The 18,104-nt window shown below is 72.4% G+C and carries 15 protein-coding genes; 14 read left to right on the top strand and 1 reads right to left on the bottom strand.

Annotated elements, in window-relative coordinates; all coding sequences use genetic code 11:
- Nucleotides 1-135: 135 nt before the first annotated feature.
- From LVO85_RS06355 to LVO85_RS06365, 3 genes are read left to right on the top strand one after another with little or no spacing between them, the layout of a single operon-like run.
- Nucleotides 136-396: a WhiB family transcriptional regulator gene (locus tag LVO85_RS06355; protein WP_232746851.1), complete on the top strand. Its 261-nt coding sequence runs from the start codon at nucleotides 136-138 to the stop codon at nucleotides 394-396.
- A 23-nt stretch (nucleotides 397-419) separates the two neighbouring features.
- Nucleotides 420-3,590 (top strand): glycosyltransferase, encoded by a 3,171-nt coding sequence (locus LVO85_RS06360; protein WP_232746566.1) that lies wholly within the window; start codon nucleotides 420-422, stop codon nucleotides 3,588-3,590.
- Nucleotides 3,587-5,095 (top strand): DUF5719 family protein, encoded by a 1,509-nt coding sequence (locus LVO85_RS06365; RefSeq protein WP_232746567.1) that lies wholly within the window; start codon nucleotides 3,587-3,589, stop codon nucleotides 5,093-5,095. The genes LVO85_RS06360 and LVO85_RS06365 overlap by 4 nt, the downstream gene beginning before the upstream one ends.
- Before the next feature lie 3 nt (nucleotides 5,096-5,098).
- Here LVO85_RS06365 and LVO85_RS06370 read toward each other — a convergent pair whose 3' ends face one another.
- Entirely contained in the window at nucleotides 5,099-5,491 is a 393-nt protein-coding gene (locus tag LVO85_RS06370) for a metallopeptidase family protein (protein WP_232746568.1), read from the bottom strand.
- Nucleotides 5,492-5,558: 67 nt separating this feature from the next.
- On the opposite strand from LVO85_RS06370, the gene LVO85_RS06375 reads away from it, so the two are divergent.
- The 11 genes from LVO85_RS06375 to LVO85_RS06425 all read left to right on the top strand — a co-directional run bounded on the left by LVO85_RS06375 (nucleotide 5,559) and on the right by LVO85_RS06425 (nucleotide 18,077).
- Entirely contained in the window at nucleotides 5,559-5,915 is a 357-nt protein-coding gene (locus LVO85_RS06375) for a DUF3499 domain-containing protein (RefSeq protein WP_232746569.1), read from the top strand.
- A gap of 12 nt (nucleotides 5,916-5,927) precedes the next feature.
- Entirely contained in the window at nucleotides 5,928-7,361 is a 1,434-nt protein-coding gene (locus LVO85_RS06380; protein WP_232746570.1) for a phosphomannomutase/phosphoglucomutase, read from the top strand.
- Nucleotides 7,358-7,564, top strand: a complete 207-nt coding sequence (locus LVO85_RS06385; protein ID WP_232746571.1) for a Trm112 family protein — start codon at nucleotides 7,358-7,360, stop codon at nucleotides 7,562-7,564. Before LVO85_RS06380 ends, LVO85_RS06385 begins: the two co-directional genes overlap by 4 nt.
- Nucleotides 7,565-7,568: 4 nt before the next feature.
- On the top strand, nucleotides 7,569-8,858 hold the full coding sequence (locus LVO85_RS06390) for an SIS domain-containing protein (protein WP_232746572.1): 1,290 nt from the start codon (nucleotides 7,569-7,571) through the stop codon (nucleotides 8,856-8,858).
- A gap of 10 nt (nucleotides 8,859-8,868) precedes the next feature.
- Nucleotides 8,869-9,723 carry a tryptophan 2,3-dioxygenase gene (gene kynA, locus LVO85_RS06395; RefSeq protein ID WP_232746573.1) on the top strand — a complete coding sequence of 285 codons (855 nt, stop codon included), beginning with the start codon at nucleotides 8,869-8,871 and terminating at the stop codon, nucleotides 9,721-9,723.
- A complete protein-coding gene (locus LVO85_RS06400) occupies nucleotides 9,720-10,955 on the top strand; it encodes a kynureninase (protein WP_232746574.1) in 1,236 nt (411 codons plus the stop codon). Before kynA ends, LVO85_RS06400 begins: the two co-directional genes overlap by 4 nt.
- 11 nt (nucleotides 10,956-10,966) lie before the next feature.
- Nucleotides 10,967-12,370: a mycothione reductase gene (mtr, locus tag LVO85_RS06405; RefSeq protein ID WP_408637673.1), complete on the top strand. Its 1,404-nt coding sequence runs from the start codon at nucleotides 10,967-10,969 to the stop codon at nucleotides 12,368-12,370.
- Between the two features lie 117 nt (nucleotides 12,371-12,487).
- On the top strand, nucleotides 12,488-13,942 hold the full coding sequence (ahcY, locus tag LVO85_RS06410; RefSeq protein WP_232746576.1) for an adenosylhomocysteinase: 1,455 nt from the start codon (nucleotides 12,488-12,490) through the stop codon (nucleotides 13,940-13,942).
- A 20-nt stretch (nucleotides 13,943-13,962) separates the two neighbouring features.
- The gene (gene mtrA, locus LVO85_RS06415) at nucleotides 13,963-14,640 is read left to right on the top strand and encodes an MtrAB system response regulator MtrA (RefSeq protein ID WP_232746577.1); all 678 of its coding nucleotides are present in this window, start codon (nucleotides 13,963-13,965) and stop codon (nucleotides 14,638-14,640) included.
- Nucleotides 14,609-16,303, top strand: a complete 1,695-nt coding sequence (gene mtrB / locus LVO85_RS06420) for an MtrAB system histidine kinase MtrB (RefSeq protein WP_232746578.1) — start codon at nucleotides 14,609-14,611, stop codon at nucleotides 16,301-16,303. The genes mtrA and mtrB overlap by 32 nt, the downstream gene beginning before the upstream one ends.
- 1 nt (nucleotide 16,304) lies before the next feature.
- Entirely contained in the window at nucleotides 16,305-18,077 is a 1,773-nt protein-coding gene (locus LVO85_RS06425) for an LpqB family beta-propeller domain-containing protein (protein WP_232746579.1), read from the top strand.
- The last annotated feature ends 27 nt before the right edge of the window (nucleotides 18,078-18,104 follow it).

The following is an 18,104-nucleotide window of genomic DNA, read 5'->3' on the forward strand; positions in this document are numbered from 1 at the left end:
GAGCTTGTAGCAGACCAGGGGTTGACGGGGCGGGATGACACGCGTGTAATTCACTTGTCGTGATGTTGCTTCCGGTCCACCGGAGGGGCGGGTCCGACAGGTGCTGGCGATGTCGGAGGAGGAGCCGTGCACGAGATGGAGATGCTGACACTGCTGAGTGTGGAAGAGGGGACGGAGGAGGCGTCCTGGCAGGAGCGCGCGCTGTGCGCGCAGACGGATCCAGAGGCCTTCTTCCCTGAGAAGGGGGGGTCCACCCGGGAGGCCAAGAAGGTCTGCGTCGGGTGCGAGGTGCGCGCGGAGTGCCTCGAGTACGCCCTGGCGAACGACGAGCGCTTCGGGATCTGGGGCGGGCTGTCGGAGCGTGAACGGCGCAAGCTGAAGAAGCGGGCCGTCTGAGCCCTGCCACCCCCAGCCGACCCGTGAGCCCGGCCTCGCGTCGTGCTGCCGTCGACGGGGTCAGCGTCCTCCTGCTGGCCGGTCCCGGTGGCGGCGTCGTCGACGAGGTGCTCGATGCCCTGGGGGCCCAGTCGACCCGCCCCGACCAGGTCGTCGTGACGGGTCTTGCGCCCGACTCGCCGGAGGCTGCCCGGGCGCAGGCCCACCCGATCACCCTCGACGGGGTCGAGGTGCTGCTGCGTCCGCCGGCGATCGGGGTCGACCATCCTCGGGCTGCGTCCGTGAACGACGCGCTCCACGTGCTGCCCGACGACCCACGACGCTGGGTCTGGGTCCTGCACGACGACTCCCTGCCCCGGCCGGACGCACTCACCGCGCTGCTGGAGCCGGTTCGGCGCAGCAGCCGGGTGGGGGTCGTCGGTCCCAAGCTGGTCCGGAGGGACGACCCGCGGGTGCTCCTCGGTGTCGGACACCGGGTCACCCGCGGCGGACGGTCGGCGGACGACGGGCCCGAGCGGTTGGTAGACCAGGGCCAGTTCGACACCCGCACCGACGTCATCGGGGTGCCGCTGGCCGGCATGCTCGTGCGCAGCGACGTGCTCGCCGAGGTGGGTGGGGTGGAACCGGCCTTCGACCAGGGCACCGAGGGCCTCGACCTGTCCTGGCGCAGCCACCTGCGAGGTCACCGCGTCGTGGTCGCCACCCAGGCTGTCGTGGCCCAGGGCGACCACGGTCCAGGGATCACCTCGCCCGTGCAGCACCGTCGTCGCCTGCGCCAGGTGGCCCTGGCCCGGGGCTCATGGTGGCGGACCCCCGCGCGGACCGCCGCCATCGCGCTGGCCGCGGTGCTGTCGACGCTCGCCCTGCTGCTCCTCAAGCGACCCCAGGAGGCGCGCGCAGAGCTGGCAGACCTCACCGCCGTCCTGGCGCCGGGACGCAGCACCGCTGCACGCTGGCGGTTCCGGGGTCGCCGGACGGTCCGTGAGCGAGACCTGCAAGGGCTCTTCGCGCCGGCCGGAGCCGGGTGGCGGGGCACCGGGGAGACCCTGCAGGAGGCCTTGTCGCCACGACCGGCGGGCGATGCCTCGGAGCCGGCACGGAAGGGGGTCGAGACCGGTCCCGTCGGGGAGGAGGTGGTCTCCCTCGACGACGACGTCCGGGGGCGAGCACGCCGGTGGAGCTGGTGGCTCACCGCGGCTCTCGTCCTTGCCACCGTGGTGTCCGTGGCCCGCTGGCGGGAGATCTGGGCAGGGTTGGCACCCGCGGGGGACGGGGTGCGTGGCGGCGAGCTGCTGAGCTCGGGTGCAGGCGCCGGTGACGCCTGGGCGCTGTGGGCACTGCCGTGGACGGGCTCCGGCCTGGGGTCAGCGGGCCAGGCGCCGCCGTGGGTCCTGCCGCTCGCCGGGCTGGCCTGGGTGGCCGAGCGCCTCCCCGGCGGCCCTGGCGCGTCCTCCTCCGTCGACGTCGTCACGGCCTGGCTGCTGTGGGCCGCCCTCCCGGCAGCCTGTGTCTGCGCCTATGTCGCCCTGCGGGTGGCCACGAGGCGCCGCGGTGTCCGCGCCGTCGCCGCACTGGCGTGGGTCGGGCTGGCGCCCCTGGCCGTCGGGGTCGACGAGGGCCGTGTGGGACCGGTGGTCCTGCACGTCCTCGCTCCGCTCGTCGTCGCGGGGGTGGTGGCGGCCATGGACAGCTCTGTGGGCGGGCGCACGGGGACCACACTCGCCGCTGCGACCGTCCTGGTCGTCGGCATCGTCGCCTGGTTCGTCCCGGCCGTGCTGGTCTGGACCTGCGTCATGGCGCTGGTGATGCTGGCGCGCGGTCCGCGCCGGGTGCGATGGCGGGGCCTGGCCGTCGGGGTGCTGCCCCTCCTGCTGCTCGGACCGTGGCTGCGCACCCTGTGGGAGGAGCCACTGCTCGTGCTGGGCGGGGCCGGCACGGGCACGGTCCAGGGTGTGGTCCCGACGTGGCAGGCCCTGCTCCTTCACCCGGGTGGACCGGTGCCGCCCGTCCTGTGGTGGACGGCGCCGCTGTGGCTGCTGGCCGTCGCGGCCGTGCTGTGGCCGGACCCGCGTGGTCGCCGCGCCGGGTGGCTGCTCGTCGGTGCACTGGTCGCCCTGGCCGGGGCGCTCGTCGCACCGTGGGTGCATCTGGGCGTCACGCCCTCGGGGTACGCCGAGGCGGGACGGGTCGTCACCCTGTGGCCGGGGGTGTTCCTGAGCCTGACCGGTGCTGCGCTCCTGGGTGCGGCGGTGCTGGCCGTGGAGCCGGTCCTGAACGGGCGACCGAGGGCTGCACGTCCGCCGCTGCGCGCCCTCGCCGGTGCCGTCTCAGTCCTGGCCATGGTGGCCGCGGCCGCCTCGGCCGGCGTCGTGGTGTGGCGGGCGGTCGGCTCTCCGGACCCCACCCTCGCGGTCGCCTCGCCGGCGGTGCCGGCCGTGGTGGCAGAGCAGGCGTCGGGCCCGACCGCGGTGCGCTGGCTGAGCCTCACCACGCAGGGGCCGGCCGAGTCCTATGCGGTGCGCTATGCCCTGCGCGGCACCGAGGTCGACCCCTGGGTGCGGGACCGTGTGGAGGAGAGCACAGTCACCGCCCGCTCCACCGAGCCCGCGTCGGCAGCCGTCGAGGAGCTGGTGGGTGTGGAGGCAGCCGGAGCGGTGGGTGAGGCGCCAGGGGCCGCGCTGGCCGCTCTCGCCGTGGGATACGTGTACCTCGATGCGGAGGAGGACCACCCGCTCGTGGCCGGGTTGGAGAGGGTCCCGGGTCTGACCAGGATCAGTGCGCCCCAGGGTGGGGTCCTCTGGCGGGTGACCGCGGGTGAGGACGCTCCCGACGCCGTGCCGGGGCGGGTGCGCGTGCTGGACCCCGCCGGTGACCAGGTGGCGGTCCTGGGTGTCCGCGGCTCCCACTCCCAGGTGTCCGCGGAGCTCCCGCAGGGGGGAGCGGGTGGTCGCCTCGTGGTCTCCGAAGGGGCCGGGTGGCCCGCGGTCGCCCAGGTGCGGGCCGACGGCGACCTGGTGCCGGCCCGACCGGGGTGGCCGCCCACCTACGACCTGCCCGAGGGGGTCGAGCAGGTGGAGGTCGAGCTGCCCCGCGCGGACCGCGCCTGGTGGGTCGCCACCGGAGCCCTGGCGGCGCTCGTGGGGTTCCTCGCCCTGCCGGTCGGCGGCGGCCGCCGGGAAGGACGGACCTCGTGAGGCCCGGTGCCGCCGCCACGCTGCGCGGGACCGTGGTGGTCCTTGCGGTCGCCGGGCTGGCGGTCGGCGCAGGCTGGCTCGAGGTGCCCCTGGTCCTGCCCCCGACCGTGGCCGACGAGGTGGCGGCGCCCGGGGAGGAGACGGCGCTGGTGCGCACCTCGGCGCTGGCCTGCCCCGGGCCCGAGCAGCAGGGACTGGTGGACCCCACGGTGCCGGAGCAGCCCCAGGAGGTCACGGTGGCCGGGGTGACGGTGCCTGCCGAGGCACTGCCCGACGAGCCGGCGACCGGGCCCGGTGGTGACCCTGCCCAGCACACGGGTGAGCTCTCCCTGATGCCCACCGGCGACGACGCCGCGGTGACCACCGGCTCGCGGGGCGAGCGCGTGAGCCTGGACCTGCGCGAGCCCGAGGGAGTGCTGGTGCTCGCCGACGGAGTGCTGGCGCCGGGGCTCGCGGCGGGACAGTGGCACCTGTCCCTCGACGAGCAGCGCAGGGGCATGACGGCGACACCGTGCACGGTGCCGGCCGAGGAGTCCTGGCTGGTCGCCGGCGGCGGCGAGGCCGGCCGCGTGGAGAGGCTCGTGCTGGTCAACCCGGCGACCGACCCCGTCACCGTGCAGCTGCAGGTGCTGGGCGGCGACGGCACCCCCGAGACGGCCGCTGGGGAGTCGCTGGTGGTGCCGGGAGGAGGGCGCGTCGTCACGCTCCTGGATGCGCTCGCCCCCGGGCTGGCCACACCCGTCGTCCGTGTCACCTCCGAAGGAGGCCCGGTCGGCGCCTTCCTGGGCGACCGCTGGCTGCAGGGAAGCACCGACCGCGGCCTGGCCCTGACGTCCGCCACCCTCCCTCCCTCGCCGGCCCAGCTGGTCCCCGGAGTGCGGGTGGCAGAGGGTGAGGCCGGGACAGCCCTGCGGGTGGCCGTGCCCGGCCCGTCACAGGCGGTCGTCCAGGTGAAGGCCCTGACCCCCTCGGGTCCGGTCCGTGTGCAGCAGGACGTCACACTGGTGCCCGGCGGCAGGACACAGGACATCCAGCTCAGCGACCTCCCGGCAGGGGCCTATGCCCTGGAGGTCCTCAGCGACGAGCCGGTGGTCGCCGGCGCGATGTCGACGACGAGCTCGACCGAGGACGGGGTCGCAGACCAGGCCTGGGCTCCCGCGTCACCGCCGGTGACCGGACTGGCCGGTGCGCCGCTGCCGGACCTCGAGCAGGACTGGGACGGTCTGCTCCAGCTCGCGAGCACCGCGGGCGGCACCGCCGAGGTGCTGCTGGTGAGGGCCGACGGTGAGGTCTCCGTCCAGCAGGAGCAGGTCGAGCCGGACACCACGGCGGAGGTGCCGGTCGGCGACGCGGTGAGCGTCTGGGTGCGTCCGCTGTCGGGTGAGCTGAGTGCCGCGTTGCTGCTCGGGGTCACCGACGACGGGGGCGACCTGAGCGCGGTCGTGCCGCTGAGCGGGCTGCCGCTCGTGAGCAGCCTCACCTCGGTGGCACCGGCGCGGCCCTGAGGGCTACAGCACCTCGTCCGGGTCGATCCCCAGCATCTGCGCGATCTGCTCGGCGACGACCTGGTGCACGACGGCGACCGTCTCGCCGTGCTCGCGGGCGTGGGCCTCCACCGGTCGGCGATAGACGACCAGCCGTGCGGGCAGCTCACCCTGGGCGGGGAAGAGCCTGCCCAGGGCCACCCCGTCCTCCCACGGGGCTGGGTCCGACGGCGGCACGTCCTCGACAGCGAGCTCCAGCGGAGGCAGGTCGTCACGCAGCCGCTGCTCGACGGCATGCAGGGCATCCAGCACCGCCTCGTCGAACCGCTGCCGGCGTGAGGTCATGGCAGGCACGGGCGGCCAGGCCAGCGGGCCCCGCAGCCCCCGGTCGTGGCGGTCGCGGCGACGTGGAGGCACGTTCCGACACTACCTGCGGCGTGGTGATCCGGGCTGCTGTCGGCGTGGGGACCTAGAGTTGGTGATCGTGACGATCTCTCGCCAGTGCTCCCGGACCGCCTGCGGGCACCCGGCTGTCGCCACCTTGACGTACGTCTACGCAGAACAGACCGCAGTGCTCGGGCCGCTGGCGACCTACGCCGAGCCGCACTCCTACGACCTCTGCACGGGTCACGCCATACGGCTGACCGCGCCCCGGGGGTGGGACATCGTCCGTCTGGACGACCCGGACGGGACGCCCGCCCCGCCGGCGGACGACCTGGTGGCACTGGCCGAGGCCGTGCGCGAGCGGGGCCGCGCCGGATCGGGCCGGCCGGCATCGCCGCCCGCGACGGTCACCGAGGTGACGCGGCGCGGTCACCTCCGGGTGCTGCGGGACGGCTAGGGTCACGTTCTGGTGAGCGTGCGCCTGTCGGAGTTCATCAAGGCCTACGACGTGCGGGGTCTGGTCCCCGAACAGCTCGACGTCGGCGTGTGCGAGGCGCTGGGGTCGGCCTTCGCCCAGGTGGTCGTGAAGCCCGAGGGCGCCGAGGGCGTGGTCGTCGGCCATGACATGCGCGACTCCTCGCCGTCGCTGGTCGCAGGCTTCGCCGAGGGGGTCCGTCGCCAGGGGGTCGACGTGACCCTGGTCGGCCTGTGCTCCACCGACGCGCTCTACTACGCCAGCGGTGTCACCGGGCTCCCCGGTGCGATGTTCACGGCCAGCCACAACCCGGCCAGGTACAACGGCATCAAGCTCTGCCGCGCGGGAGCGCGCCCGGTCGGCCTGGACAGCGGACTCGCCGAGGTGCGCGACCTCGCCCAGTGGCTCCTCGACCGGGGCGGTGCGCACGACCTGCCGACGGCGGCACGGGCGGGCAGCACGACGGTGCGAGACATCCTGGCCGACTACGCGGCCTACCTGCACGCGCTGGTCGACCTCACCGGTGGCCGTGAGCTGACCGTCGTCATCGACGCGGGCAACGGCATGGCCGGGCACACGGTGCCGGCGGTGCTGCAGCGAGACGGACTGCCCCTGCGCGTCGTGCCTCTCTACTTCGAGCTCGACGGCACCTTCCCCCACCACGAGGCCAACCCGCTGGACCCGGCCAACCTGGTCGACCTGCAACGGGCCGTGCTGGATCAGGGCGCCGACCTGGGCCTGGCCTTCGACGGCGACGCCGACCGGTGCTTCGTCGTGGACGAGCAGGGAGAGCTCGTCACCGCCAGCGCCGTGACGGCCCTGGTCGCCGAGCGGGAGATCCTCAGGGAGCTCGCCGCGGGCAGGTCGCCGGACGAGGTCAGCATCGTGCACAACATCATCAGCTCGCGAGCCGTCGCGGAGACGGTCGAGCGGCTGGGCGCACGCGCCGTGCCCTCCCGGGTGGGCCACTCCTTCGTCAAGGCTCGCATGGCCGAGCACGAGGCGGTCTTCGGTGGCGAGCACTCGGGGCACTACTACTTCCGTGAGTTCTGGTATGCCGACACCGGGATGCTCGCAGCGATGCATGTGCTCGCAGCCTTGGGTGCTGACGAGCGCCCGCTCTCGCAGATGGTGGCCCCGTACGACCCCTACGTCGCCTCCGGGGAGATCAACTCCGAGGTCGACGACGTCCCTGCCGCCACCGCGCGGGTGCGGTCCTGGGGTGCCGACCAGCCGGGCGTGGTCATGGAGGACCTGGACGGCCTGATGCTCCGACACACCGGCAGACCGGGGTGGTGGGTGTCCGTCCGGCCGAGCAACACGGAGCCGTTGCTGCGCCTCAACGTGGAGGCCGACGACACCGCGACGATGGAGCGGCTGAGGGACACCGTCCTCGACCTCGTCCGGATGGGTACGGTAGGCCCATGAGCCCCACCATCCCTGCCTGGGCCCGCGAGCTGCTGCGGTGCCCGGTCGGGCACCATCCCCTCGTCGACGGCACGGACGACGCCGGCCACCCCGTCATGGTGTGTGCCGAGGACTGCCCGGGGCCGGGCCAGCGGCGCAGCTACCCCGTCACCGACGGGATCCCGGTGCTGCTGGTGGCCGAGAGCACCGTGACAGGTCGCTGACGCCGTGGCTCCGCACATCGACGACGCGCTGCTGGACGACACCGACGAGCTGCTGCGCAAGGACTCGCTGAAGACGCTCCGCGCTCTGGCCACTGCCGGGGCGCAGACCCGCGAGGCCGTCGCGCTCACCCACGAGGCGGGGATCGACAGGCTCGGTCGCCTCGACCGTCCGCGGTCGGTCCTGGTGGCGGCGCTGGGCGGGTCGGCACTGGTCGCCGACGTGCTGGAGCTGCTGGCCGAGCCCGGCTCCCCGGTGCCGGTCCAGGCACGCCGCAACCTCCCTCTGCCGGGGTGGGTCGGTCCGCTCGACCTCGTGGTGGCGGTGTCGCTCTCCGGCCGGGCCCCCGGTCCGCTCGCCGTGGCCGCGGAGGCCGCGCGACGCGGCGCCAGCCTGCTGACCGTCGGCGCCGACGACTCGCCTCTGGCAGAGGTCTCCCGGCGGGCGCGTGGGGTCCATGTCGGCACCGGCAGGGGCCCCCGCGCCAACAGCCGCACGGCCCTGTGGAGCCTGCTGACCCCCGTCCTGCTGGGGGCCGACGTCCTGGGCCTGATCGACTGTCCGGACAGGACGATGGCCGAGGCGGCGGACCGGCTGGACGAGTGTGCGGAGTCCTTCCGCCCCTCCTCGGAGACCTTCGTCAACCCGGCGAAGCTCCTGGCTGTCCAGCTCGCCGAGACCGTGCCGGTCGTCCTCGGCGACGGTCCTCTCGGGGGCGTCGCAGCCGCCCGTGCGAGCTCGATGCTGGCCCGGACCGCCCGCGTCCCGGCTCCGTTCGGTGAGCTTCCCGACGCCGCGAGCCAGATCGTCGCCTGCTTCGACGGGCCTTACACGGCCATCGGCGGCCGCCGCCCGGGCACCTACGACGAGCGCCGGATCCGCCTGGGTGACATCGACACGAGCCGCTGGGAGCCGCATCACTTCGACGAGCCCGAGGGGGAGCTGATGGAGCGCCGCCGCGGTCCCGGCGAAGAGACGGGGGACCTGTTCGCCGACCCTTACCTGGACACGGCGGTCCCGCCCCGGCTGGGCCTGCTGATGCTGCGCGACGCCACGGCCGACCCACCGTCGCGGGAGTCGGAGGAATCCGCGGCCCTGACCGACGCCGTCCTGCAGACCGCGCGTGAGGCCGGGGTCCGCGTGATGGAGAGACGGGCCGCACCGGGGGCTCCGGTCGTCCGGCTGGCCGACCTCGTCGCCACCGTCGACTTCACCGCGACCTACCTGGCCCTCGGCCTGGGTCTGGACCCGTCCGTCTCGCCGCACGTGGCCGACCTGCGTGACCGCACCCGCTGAGGAGGGCTCCATGGGCACCCACCGCGAGCTGGAGGACGGCATACAGCGCGACTTCTCGCGCGCGATGTCCTACGGCGACTACCTCGACCTGGGACGGATCCTGTCCGCCCAGCACCCGCGCGCCGTGCCGCCGAGGCACGACGAGCTGCTGTTCATCGTGCAGCACCAGACCTCTGAGCTCTGGCTCAAGCTGATGCTCCACGAGCTCGTCTCCGCCCGGGACCTCGTGCGGGAGGACCACCTGCCCCCTGCTCTGAAGCGCCTGGCGCGGATCAAGCAGATCCAGGCCACGCTGACCGAGCAGTGGTCGGTCCTGGCCACGCTGACCCCCAGTGAGTACGCAGAGTTCCGAGCCTTCCTGGCCACGGGTTCGGGCTTCCAGTCCTGGCAGTACCGTTCCGTGGAGTTCCTGCTGGGCAACAAGAACGCCGAGATGCTGCGCGTCTTCGAGCACGACCCTCAGGTGCACACCGACCTCTCCGCGCTGCTGCACGAACGCAGCCTGTACGACGAGGTCCTGGCCTGGCTGGCGCGGCAGGGGTATGCCGTGCCGGCCGCGGTGCTGGAGCGCGACTGGTCGCAGCCGTACACCCCCCACGAGGAGGTGGTCGACGTCTTCGCCGACATCTACGCCGACCCGACCCGGCACTGGGGGGTCTACGAGCTGTGTGAGGAGCTCGTCGACGTCGAGGACAACATGCAGTTCTGGAGGTTCCGTCACCTCAGGACGGTGGAGCGCATCATCGGCTCCACGCCGGGCACCGGCGGCTCCTCGGGGGTGCCCTTCCTCCGTCGGGCGCTCGACCTCACGTTCTTCCCCGAGCTCTACACCGTCCGCAGCCGCATCCAGGAGGCGCAGGTATGACCGTCACGTCACGGCCCGCGGCGGAGCTGGACGCCGCCGACCCGCTGCGCAGCTTCACGCTCCGGTTCGAGCCCGCGCCGGGGGTCCGCGCCTACTTCGACGGCAACTCCCTCGGACGGCCGGTCGCCGGCACGGCGGAGGACATGGCGCGGTTCGTCCGGGAGGAGTGGGGCACCCGGCTGATCCGCAGCTGGGACGAAGGCTGGATGACCTGGCCCGAGCGTCTGGGCGACCGGCTGGGGGAGGTGGCCCTCGGCGCCGCGGCCGGCCAGACCGTCGTGGCCGACTCCACCACGGTGATGCTGTACAAGCTGGTCCGCGCGCTGGCGGACGCCCGGACGGCACAGGACCCGCAGCGGCGCGAGCTGGTCGTCGACACGGACAACTTCCCCACCGACCGCTATGTCGCCGAGGGCATCGCCGCGGAGCGCGGACTGGACCTGCGCTGGGTCGAGGCCGACCCGGACACCGGGGTGACCGCCGAGCAGGTGGCCGCGGTCGTGGGGGAGCGCACCGCGGTCGTCCTGCTGAGCCACGTGGCCTACCGCTCCGGGTTCGTGGCCGATGCACCGGCCATCACGCGCACCGTCCACCACAGCGGTGGGCACGTGGTGTGGGATCTCAGCCACACCGTCGGCTCCGTGCCGGCGCAGCTGGACGACTGGGGCGCCGACGCGGCGGTCGGATGCGGCTACAAGTATCTCAACGGTGGTCCCGGCGCTCCGGCCTTCGGTTATCTCGCCGCACGCCACCACGACAGCGTGCGACAGCCGGTGCAGGGCTGGCTCGGACGTCAGGACCCCTTCGAGATGGGCCCCGGCTACGTGCCGGCAGCCGGCGTCCGCGCCCTCGTCAGCGGCACACCGCCGGTCGTGTCGATGGTGCCCCTGTGGCGGGGTGTCGAGCTGCTCGCCGAGGCCGGCATCGACGCGGTGCGGCAGAAGTCGCTCGCGCTGACCGACCACGCCTGGTCGATCGTGGACCAGTGGCCCTCCCGGCTCGGCGTGCAGGTGGCCTCACCGCGCGAGCACCAGCGACGTGGGGGTCATCTCACCCTGCGGCACCCGAGCTTCCGCGAGGCGCTGCCGGTGCTCTGGCAGCGGGGTGTCATCCCCGACTTCCGGGCGCCTGACGGACTCCGCCTGGGACTGTCACCGCTGTCCACGACCTTCGCCGAGGTGGAGGTCGGGCTGACCGAGATCCGCGCCGTGCTCGAGGAGCTGTCCAGGTAGTCTTGCGCCGCGTGACGTCTTCGCACTACGACCTGGTCATCATCGGCACGGGCTCGGGCAACTCCCTGGTCACCCCTGACTTCGCCGACAAGCGGGTCGCCGTCGTGGAGGAGGGGGTCTTCGGTGGGACGTGTCTGAACGTCGGCTGCATCCCCACCAAGATGTTCGTCTACGCAGCAGAGGTCGCGACCTCGGTCCGCGAGTCCGCACGCTTCGGTGTCGACGCCACCCTCGACCGGGTGCGGTGGGACGACATCCGTGACCGCGTGTTCGGCCGGATCGACCCCATCGCGGAGGCGGGCCGCGACTACCGCGTCGAGGGCCCCAACACCACCGCCTACCTCGGCCGGGCCAGGTTCACCGGCGAGCGCGAGCTCGAGGTGACGGGGCTCCCGGAAGGTGGGTCCGCGCGGATCACGGGCGACCAGGTCGTCATCGCCACAGGCGCCCGTCCCTGGGTCCCCGACGAGGTCCTCGACTCGGGTGTGCGCTTCCACACGTCGGACACCGTCATGAGGATGGAGGAGCTGCCCGAGTCCATGCTCATCCTGGGCGGCGGCTACATCGCGTCCGAGTTCGCGCACATCCTCTCCGCGCTCGGGGTCCGGGTCAGTCTCGCGACCCGCGGCTCCGGGCTGCTTCGCCACCTCGACGACACCGTGAGCGCCGGCTTCACGGCACTGGCCCAGCAGCACTGGGACGTCCATCTCGGGGTGGAGGCACGCGCGGTGACCCGGGACCCCCAGGGGGTCGTGCGCATGGAGCTGACGGACGGCAGTGCCCTGGAGGCACAGGAGCTGCTCGTGGCCACGGGCAGGCAGCCCAACAGCGACGACATGGGGCTGGAGGCGCTCGGTGTGCGGACCGACCGGGACGGGCGGGTGCTGGTCGACGAGCACGGACGCACCGGCGTGGAGGGTGTCTGGGCCATGGGTGACGTGAGCTCGCCCTACCAGCTCAAGCACGTCGCCAACCACGAGGCGCGCGTGCTGGCACACAACCTGGCCCATCCGCAGGACCTGAGGTCCTTCGACCACCGTGCCGTCCCCGCAGGGGTCTTCAGCCACCCTCAGCTCGCCTCGGTCGGGCTGACCGAGCGCCAGGCCAGGGAGGCCGGACACGACGTCACGGTGAAGGTCCAGATGTACGGCGACACGGCATACGGCTGGGCCATGGAGGACTCCTCGAGCCTGTGCAAGCTCGTGGCCGACCGTCGCACCCGGGGTCTGCTCGGTGCCCACCTCATGGGTCCGCATGCGACCAGCCTCATCCAGCCGCTCATCGAGGCGGTGCAGACCGGGCGTCCTGTCGACGGTCTGGCGCGCACCCACTACTGGATCCACCCCGCGCTCAGCGAGGTCGTGGAGAACGCCCTGCTCGGGCTGGACTTCACCGGCCCCTACCATGGGACGTGAGGGAAGCACCCGTGCTCGCAGCGCGTTCCCAGGCACACGCCTCACCCTGGGGCCAGCCTGTTCGCGGCTGTCCTCCGGCGCCCGCACCATCCGCACCCTGACAAGGACCACATAGCGATGACGTTCGACCACAAGGTCGCAGACCTGTCCCTGGCCGAGTCCGGCCGCCACCAGATCCGTCTGGCCGAGCACGAGATGCCCGGGCTGATGACGCTGCGCGAGCGGTATGCCGAGGACCGACCGCTCGCCGGGGCCCGCATCGCCGGCTCCCTCCACATGACGGTGCAGACCGCTGTCCTCATCGAGACCCTGGTGGCTCTGGGTGCCGAGGTGCGCTGGGCGTCCTGCAACATCTTCTCCACCCAGGACGAGGCCGCCGCAGCGGTCGTCGTCGGCGCGGGGGGCACGGCGGAGGAGCCGGCCGGCGTCCCGGTGTTCGCCTGGAAGGGCGAGACGCTGGAGGAGTACTGGTGGTGCACCACGCAGATCCTCAGCTGGCCCGACGGCTCCGGCCCCAACATGATCCTCGACGACGGCGGTGACGCCACCCTGCTGGTCCACAAGGGCCGGGAGTGGGAGCGGGCAGGTGTCGTGCCCTCGGCCGCGGAGGACGACCCGGAGGAGTGGAAGGTCATCCTGGACACCGTGCGCGGCACGACGGCCCAGGACCCGAACCTGTGGACCACCGTGTCCGACGGCATCCGCGGGGTCACCGAGGAGACCACCACCGGCGTGCACCGGCTCTACCAGCTGCACGAGGAGGGCAAGCTCCTCTTCCCGGCGATCAACGTCAACGACTCGGTCACCAAGTCCAAGTTCGACAACAAGTACGGCACCCGGCACAGCCTGATCGACGGCATCAACCGGGCGACGGACACTCTCATCGGCGGCAAGACCGCGGTCGTGGCCGGGTTCGGTGACGTGGGCAAGGGCTGCGCCGAGGCGCTCGCAGGGCAGGGTGCCCGCGTCGTGGTCACCGAGGTCGACCCCATCTGCGCGCTGCAGGCCGCGATGGAGGGCTTCCAGGTGGTCCGCCTCGAGGACGTGCTCGACAAGGCCGACTTCTTCATCACCACGACCGGCTGCCGCGACGTCATCACCGCCGAGCACATGCGCGGCATGAAGGACAAGGCGATCGTCGGCAACATCGGCCACTTCGACAACGAGATCGACATGACCGGGCTGGCCCGCATCCCCGGTGTGCAGCGGGTGGAGATCAAGCCCCAGGTGCACGAGTGGGTGCTGCCGGCCGACGAGCACAGCGAGGAGGAGCGCTCGATCATCGTCCTGTCCGAGGGGCGTCTGCTCAACCTGGGCAACGCCACCGGCCACCCGAGCTTCGTCATGTCCAACTCCTTCGCCAACCAGACGCTGGCGCAGATCGAGCTCTTCACCCGCCCCGAGGACTACCCCCTGGGTGTCCACGTGCTGCCGAAGCAGCTCGACGAGGAGGTGGCCCGACTGCACCTCGAGGCGCTCGGGGCCGAGCTCACCGAGCTGACCAAGGAGCAGGCCGAGTACCTTGGTGTGGATGTGGCCGGGCCGTACAAGCCCGAGCACTACCGCTACTGACGTCTGGGAGGCCGGATCCTGTGAACCCTCGCGTGCTCGTGGTCGACGACGACCAGGCCCTTGCCGAGATGCTGGGCATCGTGCTCCGCAAGGATGACCTCGACGTCGCTCACTGCGCCGACGGGGGTCGGGCCCTCGCGATGTTCCGGGAGTACCGCCCCGACCTGGTGCTGCTGGACGTGATGCTGCCGACCGTCAACGGCGTCGACGTGTGTCGCCAGCTGCGTGCGGAGTCCGGGGTGCCGATCGTCATGCTGACTGCTCGCACGGACACGCAGGACGTCGTCGCGGGTCTCGAGGCAGGTGCCGACGACTATGTGGTCAAGCCCTTCAAGCCGCAGGAGCTCATGGCCCGGGTGCGGGCCCGGCTCCGCCGTCTGGACCGGCACCGCGAGGTCGAGCTGCGGGTCGGCGACCTGGTCATCGACGTCGCCGGACACTCGGTGACCCGCGACGGCGCCGACGTGCCGCTCACCCCGCTCGAGTTCGACCTGCTCGTCGCCCTCGCCAGCAAGCCGAGCCAGGTCTTCGACCGCGAGTCGCTGCTGGAGCAGGTCTGGGGCTACCGGCACGCCGGGGACACCCGGCTGGTCAACGTGCACGTCCAGCGGCTGAGGTCGAAGATCGAGAAGGACCCCGAGAACCCCCAGATCGTGGTGACGGTGCGTGGCGTCGGATACAAGGCCGGCGGCAGCTGAGGACCGCCCTGCGCGCGCGGGGGAGGAGGAGAGCACCGGCATCTCCTGGCTCGCTGCGCTCGGGGGTCGGCTGCTGCGCTGGTGGCAGTCCTCCCTGCGGGTGCGGGTCATCGTCAGCACCGTGGTGCTGGGCACGGTGCTGACCACGCTGACCGGGACGCTTCTCTACCAGCGTGTGGCGGCGGGCCTGGTCGAACAGGCCGTCGCCAACGCCGAGGTCGACGCCGCACGTGAGGTGCAGCAGGCCCAGGAGCTCTTCGACAGCACCGACCGGCGGGACAACGTGGGCCTGTCGGCGACCGCCTTCCAGACGATCTCCCAGATCTCGCCGGGCGCTCAGGGGGACGAGCGGATGGTCATGCTCGCGCGCTCCCTGGACAGCGACCGGGACACCCTCATCGCGCCACTGGTGTCCGGTCCCATCACCGCCACGGCCGTGCCGCGGGAGCTCCGGGAGGCGCTTCAGGACAACCCCAACCTCCAGCAGGTCTTCGTGACCCAGCTGCCCGAGGGACAGGTCGACGCGGGCGACACCGTCGTGATGGTGGCCTCCCGCGTCCAGATCCCCCGAGCAGGTCCCTACGACCTCGTGCTCATCTACCCGATGCAGCGCGAGCAGGAGATCCTCGACCTGGTCCGCGAGTGGTTCCTCATCGGTGGGCTCATGCTCTCCCTGCTGGTCGGTGGCATCGGATGGCTCGCGACACGTCTGGTGACCGAACCGGTGGGCCAGGCTGCTGCGGTGAGCCAGGAGCTCGCCCGTGGTGAGCTGGACGAGAGGCTCCCGGTCCGCGGCACCGACGAGCTGGCCCGCCTCGCGATGTCCTTCAACACCATGGCCGACAGCCTCCAGCACCAGATCGTCCAGCTGGAGCACCTGTCCCAGGTGCAGCAGCGGTTCGTCTCGGACGTCTCCCACGAGCTGCGCACCCCGTTGACCACCATCCGGATGGCAGGTGAGGTTCTGCACATGGCGCGCGAGGACTTCAGCGCCCCGGTCGCCCGCTCCGCCGAGCTGCTCTACAGCGAGCTGGACCGCTTCGGTGACCTGCTCGACGAGCTGCTCGAGATCAGCCGTTACGACTCCGGCACCACGGTGCTGCAGCCTCGGCGCGGTGACCTTGTCGCGCTGACCAGAGAGGTCGTGAACGGTGTCGAGCCGCTGGCCGAGCGCGCCGGCAGCCCGCTGAGGGTCCACGCAGGGTCGCCGGAGGTCTTCGTCGACATGGACGGCCGACGGATCGCGCGGGTGCTGCGCAACCTGGTCGTCAACGCCATCGAGCACGGGGAGCGCGAACCCATCGACATCACTGTCTGCCGGTCTGAGGAGATCGCCGTCGTGACCGTGCGGGACCGTGGCGTCGGGCTGTCCCCGGAAGACGTGGAGCGGGTGTTCGAGCGGTTCTGGCGGGCCGACCCGGCGCGGGTCCGGTCCACTGGCGGCACCGGGCTGGGCCTCTCGATCGCCCGGGAGGACGCGCGCCTGCACGGGGGCTGGCTGCAGGCGACGGGACGACCGGGCCAGGGGGCCTGCTTCCGGCTCGTGCTTCCGCTCAGCCAGGACATCCGCCTTCCGGAGGAGCCCGGAGCGGTGCCCTGGGAGCCCGAGCGCGACCCCGTCCCGCCGGCGGTCGCGACCGCCCATGTGCGAGAGGTGGTCTGAGATGGGTCCTCGGAGTCGGGTCGGCACGGTGTGGGTGGTCCTGCTCGCGGTGCTCGCACTGGGTGCCTGCGCAGGTCTGCCCACCGACACCACACCGCGTCCCGGTCAGCCGGTGCTGGGCCAGCCCAGGCCTGGACCCCAGGCGAGACCGGAGGCACCGCGCCCGGACGCCTCCCAGGAGGAGATCGTCCGCGGCTTCCTCCTGGCCAACGTCGGTTTCGTGGACAGCCACGACGTGGCACGCGACTACCTCACCGACGACCTCGCCGCATCGTGGGTGCCGACCGACAACGTCGTCGTCCACGACGGGGACTACGAGCTGGACTCCGTCGACGCCGGCGTGATCGAGGTGTCTGCGGACGTGCGAGGGCTGCTCGACGAGGAGGGACAGCTCTCCGAGCTGCCTGAGGGGAACAGGCGCAGCGTGGAGTTCGGTCTGACCCTCGTCTCGGGCGAGTGGCGCATCGAGGAGTTCCCGGACGACTTCGGGCTGTGGCTGTCCGCGACGGACTTCGAGCTGCAGTTCCGCACCGCCTCGGTCGCCTACCTCTCGCCCGTACGCGACGTGTTCGTGCCCGACGTGCGCTGGTTCCCCCGTGACGACGGCCTGCCGACAGCGCTTAGCCGGGCCTTGCTGGAGCCCGTGCCCGACTACCTGGACGGTGCGGTGGTGACCGCCGTCACCGAGGACATGGAGCTGGTGGCGGGTGCAGTGCCGGTGGACTCCGCCACCGCGACGGCGGTGGTGAACCTGCGGGGCCCTGGGCTCAGTGACGACACCGACCGTGCTCGCCGGCTGTGGGCCCAGTTCACCCGCACGCTCACCCAGGCGGGCGGTGTGCGCCGGGTGGACCTGCAGATCAACGGGCAGTCGGTCATGGTGCCCGGTGTCGACGGGCCGGTGGAGAGCGCGGAGGATCTGGGCTTCACCGAGGTCGACCCCTCGGTCGAGTACGCCTTGCTGCGGGTCCAGGACCAGCTGACCCTCGTCGACCCGGACGACTACGCCCTGAGGTCGGTGCCCCCGGGCACCGAGGGCCTGCCGGAGGTGCCGGACGTGCCGGTCCGGTGGCAGTCCCTGGCGACCGACCCCGACATCGCCCAGCTCGCCGGCGTCAGCGCCGACCGCGCGACTCTATGGCGCTGGCGGGACGGTGAGGAGGTCGAGCGTCCCGAGATCGGGGTGGGGCTGACCGACCCGGTCTTCGACCGGCTGGGCTCCCTCTGGCTGGCCGGCCGCTCGGCGACCGGGTCGCGGGTGTGGGCGCTGGACGCAGGCGGGTCGCTGGACACGGTGGCGCGCCGGATCGAGGTCGAGTGGCTGGGGGAGGACCTCGTGATCGAGAAGCTGCGGGTGGCACCGGACGGTCAGCGGGTCGTGCTGGAGATCTGGGACCCCACCAGCGGCACACACGAGCTCGCGTTGTCCGGCGTGGTCCGCGACAGCGACGGCCGGCCCCGTGCACTCAAGGAGCCTCGTCCGGTCGCCGGCGTCCTGGACACCGTGTCGTCGCTGGCCTGGACGTCCACGACCTCACTGGTGGTGCTGGGCCAGCGGGCCGAGGACGACGGTCCGACACCGTTCCAGGTGCCGCTGGGCAGCTGGGTGACCTCTGTCCGTGCAGAGCCGGGGGCGGTGCAGCTGCGGGCTGCTCCCCAGCAGGAGGGGTACGAGATGTTCCTGGTGACCGTCGCCGGAGAGATCTTCACCCTCGAGGGTGCCGGATGGTTCTCCTACCGCAACGGGGACGACCTGGTGATCCCTGCCGGGTGACGTCGTCCACAGCACGCCCACGGGCCT

Origin of the sequence: Ornithinimicrobium sediminis (assembly GCF_021272345.1) — a bacterium.
GTDB lineage: Bacteria > Actinomycetota > Actinomycetes > Actinomycetales > Dermatophilaceae > Ornithinicoccus > Ornithinicoccus sediminis_B.

What these genes read in the sequence shown, in the direction of transcription:
- LVO85_RS06355 (WP_232746851.1), top strand. Translation starts at nt 136, where the DNA reads ATGGAGATGCTGACACTGCTGAGTGTGGAAGAGGGGACGGAGGAGGCG.
- LVO85_RS06385 (WP_232746571.1), top strand. Translation starts at nt 7,358, where the DNA reads ATGAGCCCCACCATCCCTGCCTGGGCCCGCGAGCTGCTGCGGTGCCCG.
- kynA (WP_232746573.1), top strand. Translation starts at nt 8,869, where the DNA reads ATGGGCACCCACCGCGAGCTGGAGGACGGCATACAGCGCGACTTCTCG.
- LVO85_RS06400 (WP_232746574.1), top strand. Translation starts at nt 9,720, where the DNA reads ATGACCGTCACGTCACGGCCCGCGGCGGAGCTGGACGCCGCCGACCCG.
- ahcY (WP_232746576.1), top strand. Translation starts at nt 12,488, where the DNA reads ATGACGTTCGACCACAAGGTCGCAGACCTGTCCCTGGCCGAGTCCGGC.
- LVO85_RS06425 (WP_232746579.1), top strand. Translation starts at nt 16,305, where the DNA reads ATGGGTCCTCGGAGTCGGGTCGGCACGGTGTGGGTGGTCCTGCTCGCG.